The sequence below is a fragment of the Acidovorax sp. LjRoot117 genome, assembly GCF_964252695.1.
GTDB lineage: Bacteria > Pseudomonadota > Gammaproteobacteria > Burkholderiales > Burkholderiaceae_C > Acidovorax.
Genome location: NZ_CAXUPO020000009.1, coordinates 32,238 through 55,224 on the forward strand (window position 1 = coordinate 32,238; position 22,987 = coordinate 55,224).

General features: G+C 64.2%; 24 protein-coding genes. 20 read left to right on the forward strand and 4 right to left on the reverse strand.

Annotated elements, in window-relative coordinates:
- Window positions 1-151: 151 nt before the first annotated feature.
- Window positions 152-1,405 (reverse strand): ATP-binding protein, encoded by a 1,254-nt coding sequence (locus ACSQ3D_RS20250; protein ID WP_436128092.1) that lies wholly within the window; start codon window positions 1,403-1,405, stop codon window positions 152-154.
- 287 nt (window positions 1,406-1,692) lie between these two features.
- Between ACSQ3D_RS20250 and ACSQ3D_RS20255 the strand changes: the two genes are divergently transcribed.
- The 9 genes from ACSQ3D_RS20255 (at window position 1,693) to ACSQ3D_RS20295 (ending at window position 8,357) form a co-directional block, all read left to right on the forward strand.
- Window positions 1,693-1,932 carry a hypothetical protein gene (locus ACSQ3D_RS20255; protein WP_436128093.1) on the forward strand — a complete coding sequence of 80 codons (240 nt, stop codon included), beginning with the start codon at window positions 1,693-1,695 and terminating at the stop codon, window positions 1,930-1,932.
- Window positions 1,933-1,939: 7 nt separating this feature from the next.
- Complete coding sequence (locus ACSQ3D_RS20260; RefSeq protein ID WP_436128094.1) at window positions 1,940-4,360, forward strand: phage major capsid protein; 2,421 nt, start codon at window positions 1,940-1,942, stop codon at window positions 4,358-4,360.
- 176 nt (window positions 4,361-4,536) lie between these two features.
- Window positions 4,537-5,238 carry a hypothetical protein gene (locus ACSQ3D_RS20265; protein ID WP_436128095.1) on the forward strand — a complete coding sequence of 234 codons (702 nt, stop codon included), beginning with the start codon at window positions 4,537-4,539 and terminating at the stop codon, window positions 5,236-5,238.
- On the forward strand, window positions 5,235-5,744 hold the full coding sequence (locus ACSQ3D_RS20270) for a hypothetical protein (protein ID WP_436128096.1): 510 nt from the start codon (window positions 5,235-5,237) through the stop codon (window positions 5,742-5,744). Before ACSQ3D_RS20265 ends, ACSQ3D_RS20270 begins: the two co-directional genes overlap by 4 nt.
- Window positions 5,741-6,214, forward strand: a complete 474-nt coding sequence (locus ACSQ3D_RS20275) for a hypothetical protein (RefSeq protein ID WP_436128097.1) — start codon at window positions 5,741-5,743, stop codon at window positions 6,212-6,214. Before ACSQ3D_RS20270 ends, ACSQ3D_RS20275 begins: the two co-directional genes overlap by 4 nt.
- Before the next feature lie 131 nt (window positions 6,215-6,345).
- Window positions 6,346-6,516, forward strand: a complete 171-nt coding sequence (locus tag ACSQ3D_RS20280) for a hypothetical protein (RefSeq protein WP_436128098.1) — start codon at window positions 6,346-6,348, stop codon at window positions 6,514-6,516.
- A gap of 36 nt (window positions 6,517-6,552) precedes the next feature.
- Window positions 6,553-7,485 carry a hypothetical protein gene (locus tag ACSQ3D_RS20285; RefSeq protein WP_436128099.1) on the forward strand — a complete coding sequence of 311 codons (933 nt, stop codon included), beginning with the start codon at window positions 6,553-6,555 and terminating at the stop codon, window positions 7,483-7,485.
- A 54-nt stretch (window positions 7,486-7,539) separates the two neighbouring features.
- Window positions 7,540-8,016, forward strand: coding sequence for a hypothetical protein (locus ACSQ3D_RS20290; RefSeq protein ID WP_436128100.1), 477 nt, complete (start codon window positions 7,540-7,542; stop codon window positions 8,014-8,016).
- 56 nt (window positions 8,017-8,072) lie between these two features.
- A complete protein-coding gene (locus ACSQ3D_RS20295; RefSeq protein ID WP_436128101.1) occupies window positions 8,073-8,357 on the forward strand; it encodes a DUF1799 domain-containing protein in 285 nt (94 codons plus the stop codon).
- Window positions 8,358-8,409: 52 nt separating this feature from the next.
- Here ACSQ3D_RS20295 and ACSQ3D_RS20300 read toward each other — a convergent pair whose 3' ends face one another.
- Window positions 8,410-8,547, reverse strand: a complete 138-nt coding sequence (locus tag ACSQ3D_RS20300) for a hypothetical protein (protein ID WP_436128102.1) — start codon at window positions 8,545-8,547, stop codon at window positions 8,410-8,412.
- Between the two features lie 18 nt (window positions 8,548-8,565).
- Here ACSQ3D_RS20300 and ACSQ3D_RS20305 point away from each other — a divergent pair, with 18 nt between their 5' ends.
- From ACSQ3D_RS20305 to ACSQ3D_RS20340, 8 genes are all read left to right on the forward strand, one after another.
- Window positions 8,566-14,469 carry a hypothetical protein gene (locus tag ACSQ3D_RS20305; RefSeq protein WP_436128103.1) on the forward strand — a complete coding sequence of 1,968 codons (5,904 nt, stop codon included), beginning with the start codon at window positions 8,566-8,568 and terminating at the stop codon, window positions 14,467-14,469.
- The gene (locus ACSQ3D_RS20310) at window positions 14,466-15,407 is read left to right on the forward strand and encodes a hypothetical protein (RefSeq protein ID WP_436128104.1); all 942 of its coding nucleotides are present in this window, start codon (window positions 14,466-14,468) and stop codon (window positions 15,405-15,407) included. The genes ACSQ3D_RS20305 and ACSQ3D_RS20310 overlap by 4 nt, the downstream gene beginning before the upstream one ends.
- Window positions 15,394-16,113: a hypothetical protein gene (locus ACSQ3D_RS20315; RefSeq protein ID WP_436128105.1), complete on the forward strand. Its 720-nt coding sequence runs from the start codon at window positions 15,394-15,396 to the stop codon at window positions 16,111-16,113. Before ACSQ3D_RS20310 ends, ACSQ3D_RS20315 begins: the two co-directional genes overlap by 14 nt.
- Before the next feature lie 23 nt (window positions 16,114-16,136).
- Window positions 16,137-17,090 carry a hypothetical protein gene (locus ACSQ3D_RS20320; protein ID WP_436128106.1) on the forward strand — a complete coding sequence of 318 codons (954 nt, stop codon included), beginning with the start codon at window positions 16,137-16,139 and terminating at the stop codon, window positions 17,088-17,090.
- 1 nt (window position 17,091) lies between these two features.
- Entirely contained in the window at window positions 17,092-17,529 is a 438-nt protein-coding gene (locus tag ACSQ3D_RS20325) for a hypothetical protein (protein ID WP_436128107.1), read from the forward strand.
- Between the two features lie 2 nt (window positions 17,530-17,531).
- The gene (locus ACSQ3D_RS20330) at window positions 17,532-18,077 is read left to right on the forward strand and encodes a hypothetical protein (protein WP_436128108.1); all 546 of its coding nucleotides are present in this window, start codon (window positions 17,532-17,534) and stop codon (window positions 18,075-18,077) included.
- 130 nt (window positions 18,078-18,207) lie between these two features.
- Window positions 18,208-18,513, forward strand: coding sequence for a Com family DNA-binding transcriptional regulator (locus ACSQ3D_RS20335; protein ID WP_436128200.1), 306 nt, complete (start codon window positions 18,208-18,210; stop codon window positions 18,511-18,513).
- Window positions 18,404-19,162 carry a DNA adenine methylase gene (locus ACSQ3D_RS20340; protein WP_436128109.1) on the forward strand — a complete coding sequence of 253 codons (759 nt, stop codon included), beginning with the start codon at window positions 18,404-18,406 and terminating at the stop codon, window positions 19,160-19,162. Before ACSQ3D_RS20335 ends, ACSQ3D_RS20340 begins: the two co-directional genes overlap by 110 nt.
- 465 nt (window positions 19,163-19,627) lie before the next feature.
- Here ACSQ3D_RS20340 and ACSQ3D_RS20345 read toward each other — a convergent pair whose 3' ends face one another.
- Complete coding sequence (locus tag ACSQ3D_RS20345) at window positions 19,628-19,909, reverse strand: hypothetical protein (protein WP_436128110.1); 282 nt, start codon at window positions 19,907-19,909, stop codon at window positions 19,628-19,630.
- A 50-nt stretch (window positions 19,910-19,959) separates the two neighbouring features.
- The gene (locus tag ACSQ3D_RS20350; protein WP_436128111.1) at window positions 19,960-20,151 is read right to left on the reverse strand and encodes a hypothetical protein; all 192 of its coding nucleotides are present in this window, start codon (window positions 20,149-20,151) and stop codon (window positions 19,960-19,962) included.
- Between the two features lie 95 nt (window positions 20,152-20,246).
- Here ACSQ3D_RS20350 and ACSQ3D_RS20355 point away from each other — a divergent pair, with 95 nt between their 5' ends.
- Genes ACSQ3D_RS20355 through ACSQ3D_RS20365 form a run of 3 tightly spaced genes read left to right on the forward strand, consistent with a single transcriptional unit; the run spans window position 20,247 to window position 22,744 of the window.
- Entirely contained in the window at window positions 20,247-20,573 is a 327-nt protein-coding gene (locus ACSQ3D_RS20355; protein ID WP_436128112.1) for a FeoA family protein, read from the forward strand.
- Entirely contained in the window at window positions 20,570-22,480 is a 1,911-nt protein-coding gene (feoB, locus tag ACSQ3D_RS20360; RefSeq protein ID WP_436128113.1) for a ferrous iron transporter B, read from the forward strand. The genes ACSQ3D_RS20355 and feoB overlap by 4 nt, the downstream gene beginning before the upstream one ends.
- Before the next feature lie 6 nt (window positions 22,481-22,486).
- On the forward strand, window positions 22,487-22,744 hold the full coding sequence (locus tag ACSQ3D_RS20365) for a hypothetical protein (RefSeq protein ID WP_056416908.1): 258 nt from the start codon (window positions 22,487-22,489) through the stop codon (window positions 22,742-22,744).
- Window positions 22,745-22,987 lie beyond the last annotated feature (243 nt).

The window sequence follows — 22,987 nt, forward strand, 5'->3', positions numbered from 1 at the left end:
GCGGCAACCCCTTGGAATTTGCTTCTGACCGGGCTTGGCTGGCTTTAAACAGGCTTTAAAACTGAAGTTCGATTGATGCTCGCGACTCATACCGAAACGTGCACTCACTTATCACGCCATGGACACTCGTTGTCAGCACTCCACGAATAGATTAGCTGTCTTGAGAAATAGGCATCTTTTCGACCCTTTCATCAGACGTCTTTCTCAGCATGCTTCGCAAAACCATTCGGTAACGAGGGTCCGCGAACGTATACGCGTCTCCCTTAGGAGAACGGCGAATGATTGGCCGCTCTGTAGAAGCAGTAGAAGCAAGTTGGGACAAGGTTTGAGCTACGTTGAGGGTCGTGTTCTCCGTCGACGCAGGAAATTCGCGTCGAATCAGGATTTCGATCTCTGGAGCTTTGAACTGCTCGCCCTCTGCAAGCGATAACGCATACAGTGTTTGGTTCCTTCGCCCGGCTTTCGTATCCCGCTCATTCATGTGCTCCTCGGCTACTGCATAAGCGTGATACATTGACTTGGATATCCATGCTTGATCGGCCAAAGGCAATTGAGCATCCAATAAGGATCGGTTTTCTTCGCCGATAAATGCTGCTTCGAGGCAATATTCATGAACCATTTGTGGAATTCGGTCTGTGATCCACGCTGTATGCGTAGAAAGACTCGCTTCGTCTTCGATTACGTACTTTAGTTTTTCAACAAAACCGCGAATGACTAGTGAAACACACTCGGGCTGAGATAGTCGCGCCACTTCAGGGAGTTCATACAAGCGATTAGCCACTGTTGCATGATGTGGAGTTTTATAATAATACTCCTTTACCCCGGCTGGGACGCCTACGATTAAAATCTTCGTCTTATATTTTGCGTACCTTTCGTCATCGCACAGAATTATTAGGTCAGCAAGTTCCTTGAGAAGCGGCTCTGTAAACGCCGCTTCAAGGTTGTCGAATACGAGAACTGCGGGATTTTTTCCAGCTTTGGTTCTCAAATGTGCCAGGCATGCTTCGAATGGTTCCATCTTCCCGAATTCATACTGACCTGTATGTGAAACCTCAGCGGTAGCGACTACAGCGTCTAGGCCAGCGGACTTTTCTTCCTCATAGCTGACTTTTACAGCCTTGCCTTCTCGATCAATAAGGTTTTTCAGCTCTGCTGCAATTGATCCCAAGCGAGAGGCATTTGCTAGATTTGCAACTATAAAAGAGACCCCGGCATCGTTGAATTTCTGCTTGTAAAGCCATGACTTACCAGTACCGCTCTCACCATGAATCACGATGTGAAGATTGCCTCGCAGTGCATTTTCTAGAGCCCTTTCTAACGTGGGACGTGATACATACATGTCCTTGTTCACCTCAGCTGCGCGAGGAGTGAAAACTTCTTCTGGTTTTAGCTTTTGAAAGAACATTGGATTCCTTGGATGTGTGAATGTAAGAAAAGTATGCAAACCATCTAGTACTGCAGCCTTCACTTGCCGATTCGCTGGACTCTATTGTTTGGCGTGGCCTCGCCCACCCCTCCAAGTGTCTTCTAGATTTCGAGAGCACGCCACCTCGCTGGCCCGTTTGATCAAACAAGGAGACTCACTATGGATTTCAGGCCAGCACACGCTGGCCTTAGTTTTTTGTACCCCTCCCGGCACAGTCACTCCATCAAAACCGCCGCGCTGTTGCGGCCCATCTGATGGAGTGATCAATGTCCGACCCGAACGTCAAAGACCCCGCCGCTGAGGCCAAGCCAATGACTGCGGCCGAGGCCGCCAAGCGCGTCAAGCGCACTGTCACCGAGCTGGTCGACGGCAAGGACGGGGCCAAGGTCCCCCGCCTCAAGAAGGTGGCTGTCGAAACCTCCGAAGTGCTCTCCTTCCGCGACTACGGCAAGCATGTCGTCGTGGTCACCAAGGACGGCCAGAAGCTGACCGACGCGGACGAGTAAGCCCACCATGAACTGGGCTCAACTCATTGCAGCGCTGGCGGCGTGCGGCGGTCTGCGCACCGGGCAGGCAGTCGATGCCACCATGCGCGAGGCCGCTGCTGCGCCCGAGCGCGACTTCCGCCAACTGATCGACGTGGTGCGCGCCGCGATCTCCGAGCAGATCAACAGCGGGCGCCTGCCCGAGCAGCGCCGCTACTGCAGCTTGTCGGCCATCTACAGCGACCGCGCTGTGATCGAGCTGGACGGCAAGCACTTCCAGTACAGCTACTCGTTCAAACACATCGCGGGCTCCGACCAGGTCGTGTTGGGCGCGCCCATCGAGGTGGTCGAGCAGTACGTGCCAACCGCACCTGCAGCCGCGCCACAGGCCGCACCTGGCGCGCCAACGACCGTCGTATCGGCCGTGCGTGAAGCGCTGGGCGACGAGGTATTCCGCGAGGCGTCTGACGGCTCCATCGTGGTGACGCTGATCCGCTCCGGCCGCAGCGGCAACCGCAACTACTACCCCGACGCCACTCTGCGCGAGGCCGTGTCCATGTTCGAAGGCGTGCGCGTGTTCGCCAAGAGCGACGCGGAGCACATCGCGGGCAAGGGCAAGGACGTTCGCAACCTCATCGGCGGCATCTACGGCGTGCGCTTTGTCGAGGGCAAGACGCCCGACACCGGCTCCCTGGTCGGCACCTTCAAGGCGCTCGACCCCACCGAGGCAGCGGTTACCAAGATGACCGAGGCCGTCAAGCGCGGGATGCAGAGCCTGCTGGGCCTGTCCATCGATGCGGATGCGCGTACCAAGCAGCGCAAGGCCGGTACCGAGACCCTGCGCGAGGCCGTGAAGTTCACCAAGGTGCACTCCGTCGACCTGATTGTCGAACCGGGCGCTGGCGGCGGCCTGGATCGCCTCACTGAAGCCGCCGCCGACCAACCTCTCAACAACCCCAAAGGAAACGCAATGCCTCTCTGGAAGCAACGCATGCTGGAGGCCGTCAAGGCCAAAGACCCCGCCAAGCACGCCACCATCAACGCCGAGACCATCGGCGACGACGAGCTGGTCAACCTGCACGAAGCCGTGTGCGGCTCCCTGGTGCCGATCGCGCCAGGCGCGATCCGCATCGCCGAAGCCCAGGGCGACAACACGCCTTTGACCCGCGCCGACCTGGAAGTGTTCACCCTGCGCGGCGCAGCCCGCGACCGCATCAGCGCCGCCAAGCTGCCCCAGGCCGCCAAGGACCGCCTGCAGGCGCTTGTCAGCATCGCGGGTGCTGATCGCCTGACCGAGGCCGCCGTGGGCGACCTGATCAAGGCCGAGGGCGACTACATCGCTCGCATGACCGAAAGCGGTGCAGTGCGTGTGCCCATGTTCGGCAATGGCTCCATCGTCGTGGGCGACCGCAGCCTGACGATGCGCGACATGCTCGACGCCTTCTGGGACCCGACCCACAAGGACCACGGCCGGGTGCAGTCCTTCAAAGAGTGCTACATCGAGATGACGGGCGACCGCCTGGTGACAGGCCGCCTGCGCGAGTGCGATCAGTCGCGCCTGGTCGAGTCGCTCGGCAGCGGCTCGCTCGGCGAAGTGCTGGGCGACAGCGTGACGCGCCGGATGCTGGCCGAGTACCGCGCAGCGGTGGACTTCGACGGCTGGCGTCAACTGGTGAACGTGGTGCCGGTCTCTGACTTCCGCATGCAGCACCGCACACGCTGGGGTGGCTATGGTGACCTGCCCGTCGTGGCGGAAGGCGCCGACTACCAGGCGCTGACCAGCCCGAGCGATGAAGAGGCCACCTACAAGGCTGACAAGCGCGGTGGCAAGGAAGAAGTGACGCTGGAGATGATCAAGAACGACGACGTGGGTGTGATCCGCCGCATCCCCACGAAGCTCTCGCGCGCCGCCAAGCGCACGCTCGCCAAGTTCGTGTTCGATTTCCTGCGCAGCAATGCGGTGATCTACGACGCGAAGGCGCTGTTTCACGTCGACCACGCCAACCTGTTCGCGGCTGCGCTGTCGAAGGCCGAACTGGCTGTCCACCGCCTGGCGATGCTCAAGCAGACCGAGCTGAGCAGCAACGACCGCATCGGCATCGCTCCATCGCGCCTGGTGGTGCCTGCCGACCTGCAGGAAGCGGCGGTCGATCTGTTCAAGCTGTCCACCAACAACGAGAAGACGTTCATCCAGTCCCTGACGATGAACATCATTCCCGTCTGGTACTGGACCGACCCCAACGACTGGTGCACGGCGGCCGATCCGGCCGACATCCCCGGCATCGAGCTGGGCTTCCTGGACGGGCAGCAAGAGCCCGAGCTGTTCGTGCAGGACACGCCGAACGTGGGCTCGATGTTCGCGGCAGACAAGCTGACTTACAAGATTCGCCACATCTACGGCGGCGCGGTGACCGACTTCCGCGCCTTCACCAAGGCCGTGGTGGCCTGACCCGCACACACCCAGCGGCGCGAAGGGCGCCTGAACGGCGCCAGGGAGCGGCTCTCCCACATGAACACAGCCCGGCCCGCCCCGCAAGGGGTGGGTTGTCCAAGGCACCAGACCGGGAGCCTTGGACAACTCAGCCGACCGACCCCCACACGTTTTAAACAGGACACCGACCCATCATGGCCTTGGCCGATTTCCAGCAGCTCGTCGCCGACATGGTTTCCGACCAGGACACCGTGATCACGGCTGACAACCGCGACCGCGCTATCGAGCAGGCCCGCGTGCGCTACAGCGCGGACTGCGAGCGCGTGCTGGTGGAAGACATCACCTGGCTGGCGGACGGCTTCGAAGCACCGCTGCCCATCGGCTGGACCTCGGGCGCCTATCTGCGCCAGGCCGAGTACCCCATCGGCCACAAGCCGCTCTCGCTGATCGAGCTGGCCGTATATCAGACCCCGAGCGGCCAGAGCCTGACCGCTGTGGAGCCTTTCGAAGCGGGCAGCGTGGTCCGCGTAACCTTTGGCGCTCCCCACCTTCTGCAAGGCGGTGTGGACCCGCAAGACACAGTCCCGCTTCAGCACCGCCAAGCCGTGGCGCAGTATGCCGCCTACGTGCTGTGCCAGCAGCTCGCCACCCGCTTCAGCGGCGAGCGCGAGACGGCCATCGGCGCCGACGTTGTCCAGACAGAAACCCGTTCTCGCGCCTATGCCGCCCGGGCCAAGGAATACCGCACGGCCTACTACGTCGGTACCGGCCAGGTCGACCCCTTTGCCAAGAGCGCGGTCAGCGGGAATGCAGGGGGCAGCGGTGCCACTCCCGCTGCTGCCGTGGGCTCCTGGCCAGGCCGCAAGCGTGGTCTTCTGACGCGGGGTGTGCAATGACCAGCATGCACCTCTCCGTGGGCGGCCTGGACTCCATCCGACGCGGGTTCGAACAGGCGCCCGACATGACACGCCGCGAGCTGCTCGCCGCGATGACCGAGGGCACGCTCTTGGTCGAGCGCGAGGTCAAAGACGGCCTGCCGCGCGTCACGGGCATGACTGCCGCCAGCGTGACCAGCGATGCGTTCGCCACGGCTTTAGGCGTGCTCGGCACTGTGGGCAGCTCGCAGCCCTCGGCCACCTTCCTGGAGCTGGGCACCAAGCCGCACATGCCGCCCATCGAGGCCCTGGTGCCTTGGGTGAAGGCTGTCCTGGGCGTGGAGCCCAAGCGAGCCCGCAGCGTAGCGTTCCTGGTGGCCCGCAAGATCGCCCGCAAGGGCACCAAGCCGCGGCGCGTGTTTGAGAAGGCCGCCGCCGCGACCGAGGGCCAGGTGCTACGCATGTTTGAGAACGCAGCGGGCCGCGTGGCCGCCAACCTGGCAGGCCAGGCAGGAGGTGGCGCATGAGCACCCTGCAGGCCCACCGCGCCGCCATCGTGGCCGCCCTGTCATCCGTGCCCGATATCGGCGTGGTGCATGACCGCGAACGCTACGCCAAGGACAACAACGCGTTTGCCTCGCTGTTCCTTCACCAGCCCGCGAACGGCCTGAAGCACCTGCGCGGCTGGACCCTGCGGCGCACCGCCACAAGGGAGCACAGCCCCAACGTGCGGCGCACCCTGAACGAGCACACCTGGACGCTGCGCGGCTACATGGCCTTCAACGACGTCGACGCCTCCGAGCTGGTGATCGATGACCTGGTCGAGCAATTCCGCGCAGTGGTGCGCAACGACCCCACTCTGGGCGGCGTATGCCAGCCCGGCCCCCTCGACGACGAGACCGACGGCGTGCAAGTGACCGACGCGGGCGCCGTCATGTTCGCTGGTGCGCTTTGCAACAGCGTTGTTCTGCAACTCAAGACCTGGAGCTACCTGTGACTGCCACCAAGACAAAGGCGACCCATGCCACCAATCCAAACCCGCAAGCGCCGCAAGCCCAAGAGGACGGCCAAGCCGCGCAGCAGGCCGGAACCGCAGCAACTCCCGCTGCCGCTGGAACTGCACCTGCCGTGGCGCCTGCCCAAGCGCCCAACGCGCCCATCCCGCCCGACGAGAACCACGGGCGGGGCGGCCGCTACCTCCGCATGAGCGACGGCACCCGCGTCCTGGAAGAGCGGACTTTGTCCGAAGCCGAGCACGCGCAGGCCGAAGCCGCCAAGGCCCAGGCCCAGGCCGCGTAAGCCGCCCACCACCCAACCACCCAGGAGCACCTGCCCATGTCCGATCCGATCTTCATCAACCAGACCGTCATCCTCGCCAAGGTCGAGACGGTCAAAGGCACCGACTCGACGCCGACCGCTGCCGCCAACGCGCTGCTGATCAGCGATGTGACCTTCACGCCCCTGGAAGGCGAAGAGGTCGAGCGCAACAACATCCGCCCGTTTTTCGGGGACGGCGGCAGCACGATGGTCACGCAGTACGTCAAGCTGGCCTTCTCGATTGAATACGCCGGTGTGGCCGCTGCTGGCGATGTGCCAGGCTACGAACCCTTGCTGCGCGCGGCTGGTGCCAGCGTGACGGTCACTGCGGGGACGGACGTACGCTTCGCTCCCGTGACTCAGGGCCAGGAAAGCGTGACCGTTTACATCGCGGTCGGCCCCAACCTGCAGAAGATCACGGCGGGCATGCTGAACGTGAAGCTGTCGGCTGCGGCCAAGTCCATCCCCAAGCTGCAGGTGGAGATCACCGGCACCTACAAGGCTGCGACCGCTGGTGCATTGCCAGGCGCGCTCTACACCAAGTTCCAAGACCCGTTTGGCGTGAACAAGGCCAACACGACGCTAGACCTGCACGGCGTGCCGGTGGCGGCCAGCGGCTTCGAGTTCGACTTCGGCAACGTGGTGATCAAGCGCGATTTGATCAACGTTGACTCGGTGGCGATCACCGACCGCAAGAGCAAGGGCTCGGTCACCTTCGACAACACGCCCGTCGCCGTCAAGAACTGGGTGGAGCAGGCCCGCCTGGGCGCGCGCGGCCCGCTGCACCTCAAGCACGGCCCGGGCGCCACCAACGTGGTCGAGCTGATCGCTCCCAACGTGCAGCTCGGCAAACCCACCTTCGGCGAGCTGGACGGCGTCCAGACCATCACGACGCCACTGCGCTTCATTCCGGTCTTCGGCAATGACGAGTGGGAGATCGTGGTCCGCTGATCGCGGCTCGCATCCCCCGTTTCCCCTTTACCTGACTCACAGAAAGACCTACCCATGGCAGTCCGCATCTCGGGCCTCAAGCCCACCGTCACCTGTCCCGCCACCGTGTACCTGGTGGGCGACAACGGCCAGCACATCCCGCACCACTTCGACGTCGACTTCCGCCGGATGACGACCGAGGAGCGCAACGCCTTGAACGAAAAGTACGCGATCGGCTACGACGTTCCGGTGGAGATCGACGCAGCCGAGCCGGACCAGACACCCCGCACGAAGCGGGCCCACCTGTCCAACGCCGAGCTGCTCGATGCAATCGTGGTGGGCTGGGGAAAGATGCTCGATGAGAACGGCGAGCCGGTGCCGTACAGCCATGCCGAGCGCCGGTTGACCGAGAACGAGTACTCGGGCCTGGAGCAGGCCATGGTGGTGTCCTGGCTGGACCACTTCTTCTTCAACCAGCGCGAGGCCGCCATAAAAAACTCCAAGGCGCAGTCCGGCACCAGCTCGGCCGAGACAGCGCGCGCCGCCACGTAGTCGACGCCCAACTGCGCGCCACCTGCAAGCTGCTGCGCGTCGATATCGACCAACTCGTGCCTCCCACGCTCCAGAAGGACAAGCCCGATGACTTCGACCTGTGGCCCGAGCACCAGCAAGCCTGGGACGTGTACCTGGGGTGCGGAACGCAGTGGCGCAAGCGGGTGGTCGCCATGGGCCTGCAGCAGGGCCTCACGGTGTGGGAAGGCCTGGACTACCCGGGTGTTGAGGTTGTCATGAAGCACTACGGGGTCGGGCAAGACCGAGTCGCTCAAGTCTTCGCTCAACTGCAGGTACTGGAAGCGGAGACGGTTGCCATCCGCAACAGCGAGGCTCGATAAGCAAAAAGGCCGGGAGACCGGCCTTTTGAGATGAGGGTGAGGAGGTGTCGGGTTACCGCGAGGTCATCGCCCGCAGCAGCCACAGCGGCACCACCAGGGCAGGTGCAGCCACCCAGGCCCACAGCAGCACCGAAGGGTGCGGGGCGAGCAGAACGAGGCCGATGAGCCACAGCGACAGCAACTTGGACATGACGGGACTTTAAAACAAATGAGCGCGGTACGCCAGATCGGCATCAAGATGACGGTGGACGCCCAGTCGGTAACGACTGAGCTGCCCAAGGTCACGCGCGAGTTTGCGAACATGGGTGCGAGCGCCGAGCAGGCGTCGGCCCGGACCACCCGCAGCCTGGCCCAGGTGCAGATGTCGGTGCGCGATATCGTGGCGGGGGCGGCGGGCCTGCATGTGATCGGCGGGGGGATCAACGCCATCACCAAGGCGATCACCGAACTGCCGCGCAACGCCTTCGACTTCTCCAAGAACCTGGAAGTCAGCCAGGTCGGGATGGCGGGCATCCTGGGGTCAATGACTGCCATCAACGGCAAGCAGACCGACTACAACCAAGCGCTGCGAATCTCCAGCGAGTACATCCGTAAGCTCGGCGACGACGCGCTGCGCACGGCGGCCACCAGTTCTGAGCTGACGGCCGTCTTCCAAGCGCTACTAGCGCCCGGGTTGTCCGCACGGATGACCCTGGAGGAAATCCGACAGCTCACCACGGTGGGCACGAACGCGGTCAAGTCCATGGGCCTGGACGCGGGCCAAGTGGTGCAGGAGCTGCGCGATCTGGTCGCTGGCGGCATTACGCCCGCCAGCTCGACGCTGGCGACCGCGCTGGGGCTGAAGGATTCCGATATCCAGCAGGCCAGGGCCTCCAGCGAGGGGCTGTTCAAGTTCCTCATGGATCGCCTCCAAGGTTTTGAGGCATCGAGCAGCGCATTCGGCGACACGCTCAAGGGCCGTCTCGACCAAGTCGCGGAAGGCGCCACCCGCGTGGCCGCCGAGGGCATGGAGCCGCTGATCAAGGCGTCCAAGCAGGCCCTGGCCGAGGTGAGCAACCTGTTCGTGACGATTGACCAGGCGGGCAACGTCACGCTGAACCAGGAGCTGGTGGGCACCATCCGTGAATACGCCACCGCTGCCGCCCAGGCGATGGAGATCAGCCGCGATGGTCTGGCCGTGCTGTGGGAGAACCGCGACGCGATCATGGCCGTGGCTGCGGCCTGGGCTTCGGTGAAGCTGGGCAACGTGGTGGCCGAGACGGTCGCGGCCATGGCGGCCAAGGCCGAGCTGGCACAGGCGTCGCGCCTGGCTGCTGTGCAGGCAGCGGCCGAGGCGGCGGGCAATGTGGAGGTGGTGGCGACCTCCCGCCAGAAGATTGCCGCTTACCTGGCCGAGCTGGAAGCCAAGGCCGCCAATGCAAGGGCCGACGTGGTGGCGCAGGCCGCGCAGATCGCCACGCTCAACACCACCCGCGAGGCCATCGTGCTCTCGCGCGCCGAGGTGGTTGCCAAGCTGGATTCGGTTCGCGCCACCATGGCACAGGCCGAGGCGCAGATCGCGGCGGCCCGGGCGGCTGGTGCGCAGAGCTTCGCCCTGGCTGCGTTGCGGGAGGGCACGCAGGCACTGACTGCCGCACAGGCCCGCCACGCCATGCTGATGACCGAGCTGGCTGCATTGGGCAAGCAGCAGGCCAGCGTGAACGCAGCGCTCGCGACGGCCACTGCTGCCCAGACCGCAGCCGCCAACGCGGCCTCCGCCGCTACTGGCACTCTGGCGGCTGCGCAAGGTGCTGCCTCCATTGCCGGGCGCGCATTGAGCGGCGCCATCGGCTTCCTGGGGGGACCCATAGGCCTTGTGACCACGGCATTGACGCTGGGCGTTACGGCCTGGACGCTATGGGGCAATTCGGGGAGCCAAGCGGAGCGCAAGGTGGCGGGCGAGGTGTCCCGCAGCACAAGCGAAATCGTGTCGGACCTCGACAAGCAGATCGCGAAGCTCAATCAGCGAAACGCTCTGGCTGCTGCGGGCATGGGTGAACTGGCGCGCAAAGGCGGTGAAGCGGCCGAGCGTCTGGCGAGTCTGCAAGCCCAGATCGGCAACCTGCAGCAAGGCAAAGGACCAGATGGCGGCGCCGCCCTGCCTGAGGCCGCGCGTGTTGATCTATTGCAGAAGCTGCTGATGCAGTACGGCACGCTGGCAGGCAGCGTGCAGCGCATGGAGGAAGCACAGGGAAGGCTCGACAAGGGCGGCCAGAATTTGACTCTGACGCTCACCGGCCAGGAGCAAGCCTGGCGCAAGGTGAACGACGGAATCAAAACCGTCAGCGCAGCGCAGCAGGAGTACGAATCAAAGCTCAGCGCATCCCGCCAGGCGTGGAAGACTTTCAAGGAGGGCCTGGAGCAGACGGGAGCGAGCCCGGAAAAGATCAAGGCGCTGCAGACCGAGCAAGACCAAGTGGAGAAGTCCCTGGCGGCCGAGCGCGACAAGAAGATCAAGGAACTGGGCGCGAGCGCGGCCAGCGCCCATTCCCACGCCATCGACGCGCAGATCGCGGCGGTGCAACAGAGCTACAAGCTGCTGGCGGCCAAGACCGCCGACGCCCTGGACGAAGTGCAGACCCTGCGCCAGCTCGACGTCATCAGCGAGTTCGAAGCGGTGCAGCGCAAGGCGGCGCTGCAGCAGCAGGACGTCGAAAACGAGCAGAACTCGCTCAAGCAGAAGCTGGTGCTGCTCAAGAGCAAGAAGGACACTGCCAAAGAGCGCGAGACAGTGGAAGGCCAGCTCGCCGAGCTGGAACAAAAGCGCATCAACCTGCAGCGCGCAGCGGCCCGCGACATGGAGATGCTGCTGGTCAAGCCGCAGCTCGAACAAGTCAACGCGGTGCGCCAGGGTACCCAGGCGATACACGACCAGGCTGCAGCGTTCGAGGCGCAAAACCGCGTGTACGGCCAGGCCGGATCGGCCCTGGTCGACCTAACCATCGCCCAGTTAGAAAAGCAGCGCCTTGACCTGGAGGCAACCGACAACGTCATCCCCGGCTACATCGAGGCGCTGGAGCGCCAGATCGCTGCCCAAAAGCGCCTGCGCGCTGCCATGGCCGACAAGGAGTCCAAGGACTGGGCCAAGGAGCAAGCCGAGAACGCGGTGAAGGCCAACGAGCGGGCCACCGAGGCCGTCGAGCGGCAGAACGCACAGCTCGCCCAGTCGCTCACCGACAACATCATGCGGGGCGGCAAGGATGCTGCCGACTACGTCGAAGACCTGTTCCGCACGATGGTGCTGCGCCCCGTGATTCAGGCGATCATGAGCCCGGTCTCGATGGTGGTGAATGGCGTCGTCAACAGCGCAATGTCGAGCATGGGCCTGGTCAGCAATGGCGCCGGTATGTTCAGCGGCCTGACCAGCGGTACCGGCGTGCTGGGCACGGTGGGCAACTGGCTGGGCCTGGGCGCCACCGCAGGCACCACCACGGGCATCGGCGTGGGCACCAGCTTGGCGACGCCGGGCATGGCCGCGATGGTCAACCCGATAGCGGGCACGGGCGCCGGCATCGGCGGGGGCATGGGTGCGCTGCTGTCCAACCCGATCACGCTGGGCCTGGGCGCCATCGCGGTGCTGGCGGCCATCGGGAAGGCAACGAAGGGCGAAACCCGGATCGGCGGCCAGTTCGGCGTGGCCTACGACGACCGTGTGGTGAATAACCGGCGCGGTGAGACGTACACATACGTCGGGCAGCAGTACGACCGGGACTTTTCCAACGGCGAGCGCAATGCCCTGACCAATGGCAGCGCGTACCGCCTGGAGGGCGATCCTGTCGAGAACGAGCAGGCCATCCGCGATGCGGTGGCAGGCACCGCGCAGACCATCGACGCCATGCTCAAGGCCCTGGGCAGCACGATGCGTCTTGAGGGCTTCTCTGCAGGTCTGGAGACCAGCTCCAAAGGCCGGGGCGGTGTGTTTTCGGGCGGCAGGTTCGTCGGTGGGCGCACGTTCGGCGAGACCGGCGAGGGCGACAACTACGAGGGCACGCTGTACGAGCTTTTCAGCACCAACAGCCCCGACTACAAAACGGCCGTCGAGAACCTGACTCTCGATTTAAAGCAATCGACCGTTCAAGCGCTGCAGGAAGCGGCAAAGGCTGCGGCCGAAGCGGGAGAAGCGTTCCCGCGCGCCATTGCCCAGAGGTTGGCGAACGTCGATGCCGAGCGCCTGACGAGCGAAGCTGCAGACGCGCTGCTGCTGTCGATCAACACGACGATCACAGGAGTGGCCCAGTTCCGTGCATCCCTCGACGCAATGGGCCTGGACAAGTTCGCGGACATGGCCTTCGACGCGGCGGTGGCGCTGGCAGAGGCATCGGGCGGGTTTGAGAAGCTGCAGGGCAACCTCGCCTCGTTCTACAACAACTTCTACAGCCCGGAAGAACGCAAGGCCAACACCGAGCGCCTGGTGCGCGAGCGGCTGGATTCCGTGGGCATCGAGATGCCCAAGACGCGGGAGGAATACCGCAGGCTCACCGAAGATGCCATCGCGCGGGCCGATGTCGAAGCCGCCAACCGGGAGCAACTCATTGCCAACGTGGGCAAGGGTGCTGCAGGACTGAACGGTTCGGCCATCAGCGTGGCGGATCTCGGCCGCCTTGGCCTGAAAGACGTCGACCCTGCCTTGATCGACGGCAAAGCGGACCCAGAGCGCCAGGCGCAGCTCGGCGGCTTCCTGGACAGCCTGAACGACGTGCTCGGCTCTGGCATGTCCGCCGACAACGTGCAGGCCAGCGTGGCCGAGCTGGTGGGCCTCAATGCTGAAGTGCTGGGCATCAGCACGAGTGCCTCGGACACCGCCGCTGCGCTGCTGGAGATGAACGAAGCGTTCGCCTCGCTCTCCGACACGGCCGAGGACACGGCCAAGAAGCAGAAGGACGCCGCCAAGACCGCCACCGACGCCGCGTATGCAGCGTTCCAGCGCTCGTTGAACCTGGCGCTCGATGCCGCCCGGGCGGCCATGGATGTCGCCCAGGAGCGTGTCGATGCAGTCCGCGCGCTGCGCGATACCCTACGCGATCCCATTGATGAGCTGGGTGGCCTGGTGCAGAGCACGCGCAGCATGGCGGCCGACCAGGGCAACGCCATCATCAACCAGGCCGTGGAGACCATGCTGCGCTCGGGCTACCTGCCCGAGTCCGACGACATCAGCGCCGCGATCTCGGCCGCGCGCAGCACCATGGGAACGGGCGACTACAGCAACCGGCTGGACTACGAAGCCGCCCAGCTCATCCTGCGCAACAAGCTGGAGCTGCTGGACGAAGCGGCGGGAGAGCAGCTCTCGGTGGACGAGCTGCAGCTTGAAGAAGCCAGAGCCCAGGTCGACCACCTGGAGCAGCTTGAAAAGACGGCCAAGGAACAACTGGACGCGACGCGCGGTGTCGATACGAGCGTGAAGTCGGTGGACGAGGCCTTCCGGGCTTTCATGGATTCACTGAAGAAGGAGTCGCAAGGCTCGCAGGGCACCAAGCCTGCAAGCGGCAGCGGTTCCATCAGCGGTCCCACCTTTGGCCCTGGCGACAGTGGTGGCGGCTCGGCTGCGCAAGACGCCAGGTACAAGACGCCGGTGTATCTGGGGACGGCGGGCGTCGGCTACCAGGCGATCACGGACAAGGACCAGATCGCCCACTTGGACAAGCTCGCTCCAACGTTCCACAAGTACGACGGCACGGGCGACTTTGTGGGCCTGGCGAACGACATCAAGGCCAACGGCGGTACTGCCAAGGACATCGCGGCCCTGTACGGCTTCTACGAGAAAGACGTTCTGGCTGCTTTGGACCGCTACGGCCTGCCGCACTTCGAAGGCGGCGGCTCCCACCTGGGCGGCATCCGTATGGTGGGCGAGAACGGCCCCGAGTTGGAAGTGACGGGTGCATCGCGCATTTACAGCCACGGCCAGCTCGGCGCGATGCTGACCGGTGGCAACAGCGCTGACGTGGTGCGGGCTATCGAGGCTCTGAGGGAGTTTCTCTACAACGCCATCCGCGCCTCTCTGGTCAAGCAGGGAGACATCGAGACCGTTTTGCGCAAGTTCGATCAGATGGGCATCAAGGAAAGGGTCGCAGCATGAGCGCGAGCGACAGGTATACGCTGGGGATGGGTTTTGTGCCCCCGATGGCAGTCACCCTTGCCAACCTCACGACTAACGTGCCCGCCAGCGCTCTGTTGCCTTGGAGCGCGGCAACCAACTATGCCCTTGACGCAGAAATCTGCGATCCGGCAACGGGCGTGATCTGGCGCAGCATGCTGCCGGGCAACCAGAACAACAACCCGCTGACCACCAGCGGCAAGTGGCAAAAGCGCGGCGTAGAAAACCGCCTGCGCATGTTCGACGCATCGCTCGGCACTGCCACTGAAAACCCGGAGCTGATCGAGGTGGTGATCCCGCCTGGTCGTGTCGTCACCGACGTGATGCTGCTGGGTGTGCAGGCGCACAACGTGCAGGTGCTGGTGAACGATCCGGTCGACGGCCTGGTGTTCGACAGCAAGGACATCCTCATGCTGCGCCCATCGGGCAACAGCCACTGGGGCTATTACTTCGAGCCGATCACCCGCCAGCGTCGCTTGCACGTCTGGGGTCTTCCTGCCTACACGCAGGCCACGGTGACCATCCGCATCCGCAATCCGGGCAGCGTGGCGAAGTGTGCCGAGGCCGTGATCGGCCGCGCGGTGTGGCTGGGCAACACGCAGTGGCGCCCCTCCATCGGCTTTGACGACTGGGGTGTCAAGAAGCGCGATGAATGGGGTGGCTGGACGGTCAATGCAGAGGAAGGCGCTTTCAGCGACCGGATGAAGCTGCAGGTGCTCGTGGAAGAGCAGGCCTACGAGCTGACCCGTGAACGCATCCTTCCCTACCGCAACAAGCACGTCGTGTGGATTGGCGCTCGGGGCGTCAACGCACTGACCCTGTACGGGTACATCACCGGCTTTGAACAGGTGCTGCCTGGAGTGGGGTTTTCTGATTGCCAAATGACTTTTGAAGGACTGGAGAGCAATGAGCTTTACTAACCCACCCGCCGCCCCTGCCGAGGCGCCCGCCATCCCCAATCGGCGCACCGACGAGCAGCCCGACTTCGACGTTAAAACCGATGCCCACCTCAACTGGCTGTTGGTGTTCCGTACCTGGCTCACGGCGTTCCGCGCCTGGCTGGTGACCTTCATCGGCGAACTGACTCTCGCGGTACAGAACGTCGAAGGCAACAAGAACGCGGCCCTGTCCGCTGCAGCCGCCGCAGAAAGTAGCGCGCAGAACGCTGCTGTGATCTCTGGTGCAGTGCGCTGGGCGCCAGGAAGCTATGTGAAGGGCAATGCGGTGTGGTCTCCCATCTCGCTGCTGACCTATAGGCGCATTCCCGAAGGCCCATCGGCGAGCGCGGTGGACCCTTCAATTGACCGCGTGAACTGGCGCTTGACTGGCTCGCCCCACTCGCTGCCCCAGAAGGAAATCACCACCTCTCTGGACCCTGACACCGGCCTGCCGCATCTGCTGTCCGTGGGCGTGCACTACCTCATCAAGCACCCGCTGGCTGAGTGCTCCATGCCTTCCGATGCTGTCGCCCAAGAGATGGTGCGAGTCACCAATCAAAGCGGTGCCTCAACACCCATCCTGCGCAAGAACGGGAAGACCTTCAACGGCTACGACGACGACCTGCAGCTCGACCTGATCGGCTGGGACAAGGTCTTCACCATGACGGCCGCTGGCGCCTGGATTTAACCCCTTCACTGTGAGCCATTGATATGACCATGTTTGCCTCGCAAGCCTACGGCAGCCCACCCCAACTCAAGAAGGTCGTGTACTGCCCGACCAGTCGCACCGTAATCGCCCCGCTGACAGGAACCGTTACGGTAGACGTTCTGGGCGCATCTGCGTCTGGCTCCGGCACGGCCGGTAGCGGTGCCAACGGCGCCACGGTGGCCCGGGTCACCAAGCTGGTGACCAAAGGCCAGTCCATAGTGGTGACTTTAGGCGCTGGCGGCGCCAACGTGACCAGCGTTGCTACCGGCAATGCAGGGGGCACAACTACTGTTACCGGGCCCAACGGCTTGTCGGCATCCGTGCCCGGGTCGAATCCGGGCATAGCGGCGGGCACCCCGGCCCCCAACACCGCCCCCACAGGCGTCGACGAGTACTGGCTGGGTGGTCTGGGCGGCTCAGCACCACGAGGTGGCGGCGGTAGCGCGCCATTGCTGGAAGGCTCCACCACGGGCTACCAAGGGGGAACCGGAACGGCCAACTCTGGCGGCGGTGGCGCGGGCATCGGCGGTGCTGGAGGCGCCGGCGTTGCCAATGGAGGCGGATCGGGCGGCGGTTCAGGTGGTCCCGGAAATCCTGGCGTCTCGTCTTCGGCGTCCGCACCTGGCCCCAACTTGATCGGCCTGTCGGGTTCGACCAATCTGACCGATCAGAGCTACAACCGGCTGCAACTTGATCTTTCCGGGCCGGGCGGCTCAGGTGTGGACAGCGGTGGGAGCGGCGCCTCCTTGCCCGGCCCGGGCGGAGGCAGTGGTGGCGGCAGCTCAACCGGCGCCCAACCAGCCAATGGTGGTTTCGGCGGCGGTGGGGGAGGTGCTGGTTCAAATGGCAGCGGGGGCAATGGCGGCGTAGGCGGCGGCGGTGGTGCCAGCCAAAACGGTTTTCCGTCCGGTGCTGGCAACAAAGGCTTCGTCACGTTGATCTTCAAGGGGGCTTGAAATGCGGATCGAAATTCTGAATGAGCAGGGCGACGTAGCCAACGAAATCGACGCTGACGTGGAGTTCGCGGCGGCCAACTACCCAGAGGGTGCTTGGCGCGTCGCGGAAGTGCAGTCGAGACCAAACAGCGAAGACCCGCGCATGTGGTGGATCGATGTGGGCCCGTTCTACGACCGTTTTGGTACCGATGCGCTCGCCATCGCTGCCAGCGATCACGGCGCCTGCAGGGCCGTGCAGACTTTGACGGGTGTGCGCAAGTACATCGACCTGCGCGACCCTCGCATCGGTGCCAGCATCGACATGCTGATCGCCACGAACCAGCCCACCGCACAGCCTTGGGCGCCCGGTAGCGGCCCGATGACGCCTACGAAGAAGGCCGCCATCTTGAGCGCCCCCACCACCGAGTACGAGCGCTATGTCAAGGGGCTGGGAGGCTAACCATGCTGCTCGCGTCTTACATCACCATCCGGCCCGGCATCCAGGGCATCGCCAATCGGCTGATTCGGTTCCGTCTGCAGTCCAAGGAAAGCCACACCGAGGTCGTGTTCGAACCCGGCGACGGCGTGGACGGCCTGATGCCCGATGGAACGTGCCAGCCGGATGCAACGGGCGCGCTGTGGTGCGCCAGCAGCGTGGCCTGGGAGCGGTTGCCGAAGCATTCGCGCAGAGCTGGCAAGCGCGGGGGCGTGCGCTTCAAGCGGATCGCGCTCAAACCCGAGCATTGGCACCTGCAGCCGTACCGCCGAGACCCGATGCTTGCCGCTCAGCGCATCAAGCGACGCGAGGGTGAACCATATAGCTGGCGTTTGATTTTGGGCTGGGTGGGCTGGCTGATCACTGTGATCCGGCCGCCCTCGCGCCGCAAAACGGTGTGCAGCCAGCTCGCGGCCGAGGCGGGGGGCGTTGCCCCTGAGCAGGCGTTTCGTTTGGACCCTGCCACCCTGCGCCATGTGGTCGAAGCGGAAAACAGAGAGCACCAGCCATAAAAAAAGACAGGGCGAGTGCAAGGGGTGCGCTAACACCCCCGGCAAACGCCTCCGCCGTGAGTGAGCACGGCATCGACCAAAGACCCTGCCACCTAGCTAGGCGGGGCTGATCATAGGTGATGCCGAGATGATGGAAGTGAGATGCGGACGGTGCAGCAAGCTGCTGGCCCGGGCCGATGGAGTAGTCGAGATCAAGTGCCCGCGCTGCGGGTGCATGAACCACTGGAGAGCCAGCCCCGCTGATCGCAGCGGGCCGAGCCCCAAGCCAGAGCGCCGCGAGCGTCACAAAGCAATGAGCAATGAAGACGCAAGCAACGAAAAGCCCTTTGGCATGGCTGGGCGGCAAGAGCCGCCTGGCCGACCGGATCATCGAGAAGATTCCGGTTCACCAGACCTACTGCGAGGTGTTCGCAGGAGCGGCCTGGGTGCTCTTTAAAAAGCCGGAAAGCAAGGTCGAGATCATCAACGACATCAACTCGGACCTCACCAACCTTTATCGGTGCGTGAAGTTCCACCTGGCCGAACTGGTCACCCAGTTCCGCTGGATGCTGGTGTCGCGCGACGAGTTCGACCGGTTCCTCATAACGCCTGCCGACACCCTCACCGACATCCAGCGGGCGGCCAGGTTCTTTTACCTGGCAAAGTCGAGCTTCGGCGCCAAGATCGTCAAGCCGACCTTCGGCATATCGGCGACCGGGGCGCCTCGGCTGAACCTGCTGCGGATCGAGGAGGACCTGAGCGAAGCGCATCTGCGCCTGGCACGGGTGTTCATCGAGAACAAGCCCTACGACCAGGTCATCCAGCGGTTTGACAAGCCGGGCACGTTTTTCTACATCGACCCGCCGTATTGGGACTGCGAGAAGGACTACGGCGAGGGGTTGTTCGGCAAGGAGGATTTTGGGCGCTTGGCGGGCCTCCTGGGGGCCGTGAAGGGCAAGTTCATCTTGAGCCTGAATGACACGCCTGGGGTACGGGAGGTGTTCGACAACTTCCGCATCGAGGCGGTGAAGACCCGTTACAGCATCAGCGGCACGGACAAGAAGGAGGCGGCCGAGGTGCTGATCAGCAACTACAAACTGGGCTAGCTCCCAAAGGAACCCCACCTGCCGGTGTAGCGTTGGCGAAGCCAGGGGTCCATGTTGCGAAGCGCTGCGGTCACGGCCTCATTCCCAGAGCCACAAAGCCAGTCCTGCGGCCATTGGTTTAGGTGACCGGCATCCCAGGCCGTGCCCTGCAGGAGGAACGTTCCGTCCGCGTTCTGGCGCACGCTTCGCACCACAAGCGGACTGACAGATGAAGTGTCCTGGTCTGGATTCAGCGAAGTGTGAAATCCCGACAACCAAACTTGAGCGTCGATGTCCTTTGTCACTATCCAGCCGGTATTTATCGGTCGAGTCAAGATCAGGCCTGCCGGGAGGTAAACGCCGCAGAAGCGCAGCTCCACAAGCCTGCAGGGCCACGCTGCTTGTTTCCGATCAGACTGGGCCCGGGCGCTGCCCGGCGCGCTGGCGGTACGGATTAGGCCTGGAGGCTCTATCAACTCCGACATATCAGACGGCCGAAATTGCGCTGCTCCCAAGCGGTGGGGTTTGCAGGCGAAAGAGGGTTTGGGCCTCAATCTCTGCCTCCAGCAGCGCGGCCTTCAAATCCGGGCTGAGCCTTTTAAAAGGCGCCCAGTCGCCGAGGGTCCAATTGGTATCGCCTGGTAAGACGCGCTGCATGATCACTATTGCATCGCTCACCTCGGACAGATGGCCGTAGGTCCGATCGTCGTGCCGGAGGATGTCCAAGATTCGCAGTTTCAGGGCGTCAATCGTCAGGTGAGTCAGCATGGTACCTCCTATGTTTCGAGGCTTTATCGTGCCGGCACGACTCCCAGCAATCAAGTCCGGGCCTGAGCAAAAAGACCGGTGACCTCTTGCTCGCAGGTTCCATCTTGCTTTTTAAATAGATTAGTGGCAGAGCCGTTACAGCGGATGAAGAGCGCCAAAGGCTGCGACATTTCGCGCCAAAGGCGACGTAAATCAGCGCCAAAGCGCGCGGCGCGCAACTCGGTGTCAGCACCGGAGCGCATTTACGCTGTATCAATCCGCCCTCTGACGGAACCAATCCCCAAAACCCAGTGTCATTAAAATGAGAATCAATAACATTTAAAGAAAACAGCGCCCGATGATCACCCCGCACGACAGCGCCGCTTTGCCGCAGCAGTCCTCCACTGCCAACAGCCCCGCGCCATCCACAGCCCTTGACCGGCTGCCCCTGCACACCCCTGCGCTGGTGACGGGCCTGCATAGCGCCAGCGGCGAGCAGGAAGAAGGCACGGTGCTGCGTCTGATGGAGATCGGATTTCTCCCTGGCGAGGCGGTGCGTGTGGTCGCGCGCGGTGGTTTTGGGGTGGACCCGATTGCGGTGCGGGTGGGGCAGGCCACGTTTGCGTTGCGCCGCAGCGAGGCGTCGATGGTGCAGGTGCAAATCGGCGTCGAGGTGCAGCCATGAGCGCGCAGGGCACCTCCACCACCGCGCCATCGACAACCGCCCCGCTGCGCATCGCCCTGCTGGGCAACCCCAACTGCGGCAAGACCGCGCTCTTCAACCTGCTGACGGGTGCCCGCCAGAAGGTGGCCAACTATGCGGGCGTGACGGTCGAGCGCAAGGAAGGCTCGCTGCAGACCGCCAGCGGCAGGCGCGTGCGCGTGCTGGACTTGCCGGGCGCCTACAGCCTGCATGCGCAAAGCATGGACGAAGCCGTCACGCGCGACATCGTCACCGGGCAGCGGGCAGGCGAGCCGGCGCCCGAGGTGCTGGTCTGCGTGACCGATGCCACCCACCTGCGGCTCAACCTGCGCCTGGTGCTGGAGGCCCGCGCCCTGGGGCTGCCCATGGTGCTGGTACTGAACATGAGCGACGTGGCCGAGCGCCAGGGCATCGTGATCGACCGCGAGGCGCTGGCGCGTGAGCTGGGCATGCCGGTGCTGGCCACCGTGGGCGTGCGGGGCGGCGGTGCGCAAGAACTGGTGCAATGGCTGGACACGGTGCAGCCTGCGGCGCTGGCCGCCGCGCAGGTGCCGCTGGCGATGCCCGAAGGCAGCGCGCAGCAGCAGGTGATGCAGCTGCACCAGCAGGTGCGCCGCATCATCGACCTGGCAGTGCGCGCGCCGCAGGTCAGCCTGCACCGCGACGACCGCATCGACGCGGTGGTGCTGCACCCGGTGTGGGGCATGGTGCTGCTGGCCGTGACGCTGTTCCTGATGTTCCAGGCGGTGTTCAGCTGGGCCGCTGCGCCCATGGACTGGATCAAGGCCGCCACCGAGGCCGCGGGCGCGTGGGTCAACGCGAACATGGGCGAGGGCACGCTGCGCAGCCTGCTCACCGACGGCATCATCGCCGGCGCGGGCGGGGTGGTGGTGTTCCTCCCGCAGATCCTGATCCTGTTCTTCTTCATCCTGGTGCTGGAAGACTCGGGCTACCTGCCGCGCGCGGCGTTTTTGCTGGACCGGGTGATGGGCGTGGTGGGCCTGTCGGGCCGCTCGTTCATCCCGCTGCTGTCGAGCTTTGCATGTGCCATCCCGGGCATCATGGCCACGCGATCCATCCCGAGCTGGCGCGACCGGCTGGTGACGATCATGATCGCGCCGCTCATGACCTGCTCGGCACGTTTGCCGGTGTATGCGCTGCTCATCGCGGCCTTTATCCCGGAGCAGACGGTGGCCGGTGTGTTCAACCTGCAGGGCTTGGTGCTGTTCGCGCTGTACGTGGCCGGCATCGTCAGCGCCATGGCGGTGGCCGCCGTGGCCCGGCTGGCGCGCACCAACACCGGTGCCGCGCCGCTGCTGATGGAGCTGCCCACCTACCGCTGGCCCAGCGTGCGCAGCCTGGCCATCGGCCTGTGGGAGCGCGCCAAGATCTTCCTGCGCCGCGTGGGCGGCATCATCCTGGCGCTCACCGTGCTGCTGTGGTTCTTGTCGTCGTTCCCGGCGCCACCGGTGGGCGCCACCGGGCCCGCCATCGAATACAGCCTGGCGGGCAAAATCGGCAGCCTGCTGGCGGTGGTGTTCGCGCCCATCGGCTTCAACTGGCAGATCTCCATCGCCCTGGTGCCCGGCATGGCCGCGCGCGAGGTGGCCGTGGGGGCCTTGGGCACCGTGTATGCGCTGTCGGCCACGGGCGAGGAGACCGCCGCGCAGTTGGGCCCGCTGATCGCCGCCCAATGGTCACTGGCCACGGCGCTGTCGCTGCTGGTGTGGTTCATCTTCGCGCCGCAGTGCCTGTCGACCATCGCCACCGTCAAGCGCGAGACCAACAGCTGGCGGTACCCGTTGATCATGACGGCGTACCTGTTTGCGCTGGCCTACCTGGCCAGCTTCGTGACGTACCGCATCGCACTGGCGATGGGTGGAGGGTAGACAACCATGGCCCAGGACATCATCGTCGGCGTGATCGTGGCCGTTGCCATGCTCTACGTGGCGTGGCGCTACATGCCGCAGGGTTGGCGGCAACGCCTGGGAAGGGTGCACCCGGCGTTGGTGCAGGCACCGGGCTGCGGCAGCGGGGACGGCGGTGGGGGGTGCAGCAGCTGCAGTAGCGGTGGCGGTGGCTGCGGTCCTGCAGCATCGTCGCCGGGCGAGGCTGCCGAGAAAACAGTGGCCATGCCACGCTCGCGGCATTGATTTGGGTTGCTATATTATTTGTAGCTCCTTGCGCTTGTCCATCAAGCGGTAGAGGGCGCTGGAGCATCTAATAGGCTTGGATGGCTTGGATGGCTTGGATGGCTTGGATGGCTCGGATGGCCACATGCGTCACATACCCCCAATCCGTTCGGGCTGAGCCCGTCGAAGCCTTGCACGCTGGGGGCATGCCCTGGCTTCGACAGGCTCAGCCCGAACGGATGGTGAGTTCGCTGAGGCTGCAGT

Bases quoted from the DNA above. Each gene is read 5' to 3' on its own strand.
- ACSQ3D_RS20250 (WP_436128092.1), bottom strand. From the start codon at position 1,405: ATGTTCTTTCAAAAGCTAAAACCAGAAGAAGTTTTCACTCCTCGCGCA.
- ACSQ3D_RS20255 (WP_436128093.1), top strand. From the start codon at position 1,693: ATGTCCGACCCGAACGTCAAAGACCCCGCCGCTGAGGCCAAGCCAATG.
- ACSQ3D_RS20260 (WP_436128094.1), top strand. From the start codon at position 1,940: ATGAACTGGGCTCAACTCATTGCAGCGCTGGCGGCGTGCGGCGGTCTG.
- ACSQ3D_RS20265 (WP_436128095.1), top strand. From the start codon at position 4,537: ATGGCCTTGGCCGATTTCCAGCAGCTCGTCGCCGACATGGTTTCCGAC.
- ACSQ3D_RS20270 (WP_436128096.1), top strand. From the start codon at position 5,235: ATGACCAGCATGCACCTCTCCGTGGGCGGCCTGGACTCCATCCGACGC.
- ACSQ3D_RS20275 (WP_436128097.1), top strand. From the start codon at position 5,741: ATGAGCACCCTGCAGGCCCACCGCGCCGCCATCGTGGCCGCCCTGTCA.
- ACSQ3D_RS20285 (WP_436128099.1), top strand. From the start codon at position 6,553: ATGTCCGATCCGATCTTCATCAACCAGACCGTCATCCTCGCCAAGGTC.
- ACSQ3D_RS20290 (WP_436128100.1), top strand. From the start codon at position 7,540: ATGGCAGTCCGCATCTCGGGCCTCAAGCCCACCGTCACCTGTCCCGCC.
- ACSQ3D_RS20300 (WP_436128102.1), bottom strand. From the start codon at position 8,547: ATGTCCAAGTTGCTGTCGCTGTGGCTCATCGGCCTCGTTCTGCTCGCC.
- ACSQ3D_RS20305 (WP_436128103.1), top strand. From the start codon at position 8,566: ATGAGCGCGGTACGCCAGATCGGCATCAAGATGACGGTGGACGCCCAG.
- ACSQ3D_RS20310 (WP_436128104.1), top strand. From the start codon at position 14,466: ATGAGCGCGAGCGACAGGTATACGCTGGGGATGGGTTTTGTGCCCCCG.
- ACSQ3D_RS20315 (WP_436128105.1), top strand. From the start codon at position 15,394: ATGAGCTTTACTAACCCACCCGCCGCCCCTGCCGAGGCGCCCGCCATC.
- ACSQ3D_RS20320 (WP_436128106.1), top strand. From the start codon at position 16,137: ATGACCATGTTTGCCTCGCAAGCCTACGGCAGCCCACCCCAACTCAAG.
- ACSQ3D_RS20325 (WP_436128107.1), top strand. From the start codon at position 17,092: ATGCGGATCGAAATTCTGAATGAGCAGGGCGACGTAGCCAACGAAATC.
- ACSQ3D_RS20330 (WP_436128108.1), top strand. From the start codon at position 17,532: ATGCTGCTCGCGTCTTACATCACCATCCGGCCCGGCATCCAGGGCATC.
- ACSQ3D_RS20335 (WP_436128200.1), top strand. From the start codon at position 18,208: ATGGAAGTGAGATGCGGACGGTGCAGCAAGCTGCTGGCCCGGGCCGAT.
- ACSQ3D_RS20345 (WP_436128110.1), bottom strand. From the start codon at position 19,909: ATGCTGACTCACCTGACGATTGACGCCCTGAAACTGCGAATCTTGGAC.
- ACSQ3D_RS20350 (WP_436128111.1), bottom strand. From the start codon at position 20,151: ATGCGCTCCGGTGCTGACACCGAGTTGCGCGCCGCGCGCTTTGGCGCT.
- ACSQ3D_RS20355 (WP_436128112.1), top strand. From the start codon at position 20,247: ATGATCACCCCGCACGACAGCGCCGCTTTGCCGCAGCAGTCCTCCACT.
- feoB (WP_436128113.1), top strand. From the start codon at position 20,570: ATGAGCGCGCAGGGCACCTCCACCACCGCGCCATCGACAACCGCCCCG.
- ACSQ3D_RS20365 (WP_056416908.1), top strand. From the start codon at position 22,487: ATGGCCCAGGACATCATCGTCGGCGTGATCGTGGCCGTTGCCATGCTC.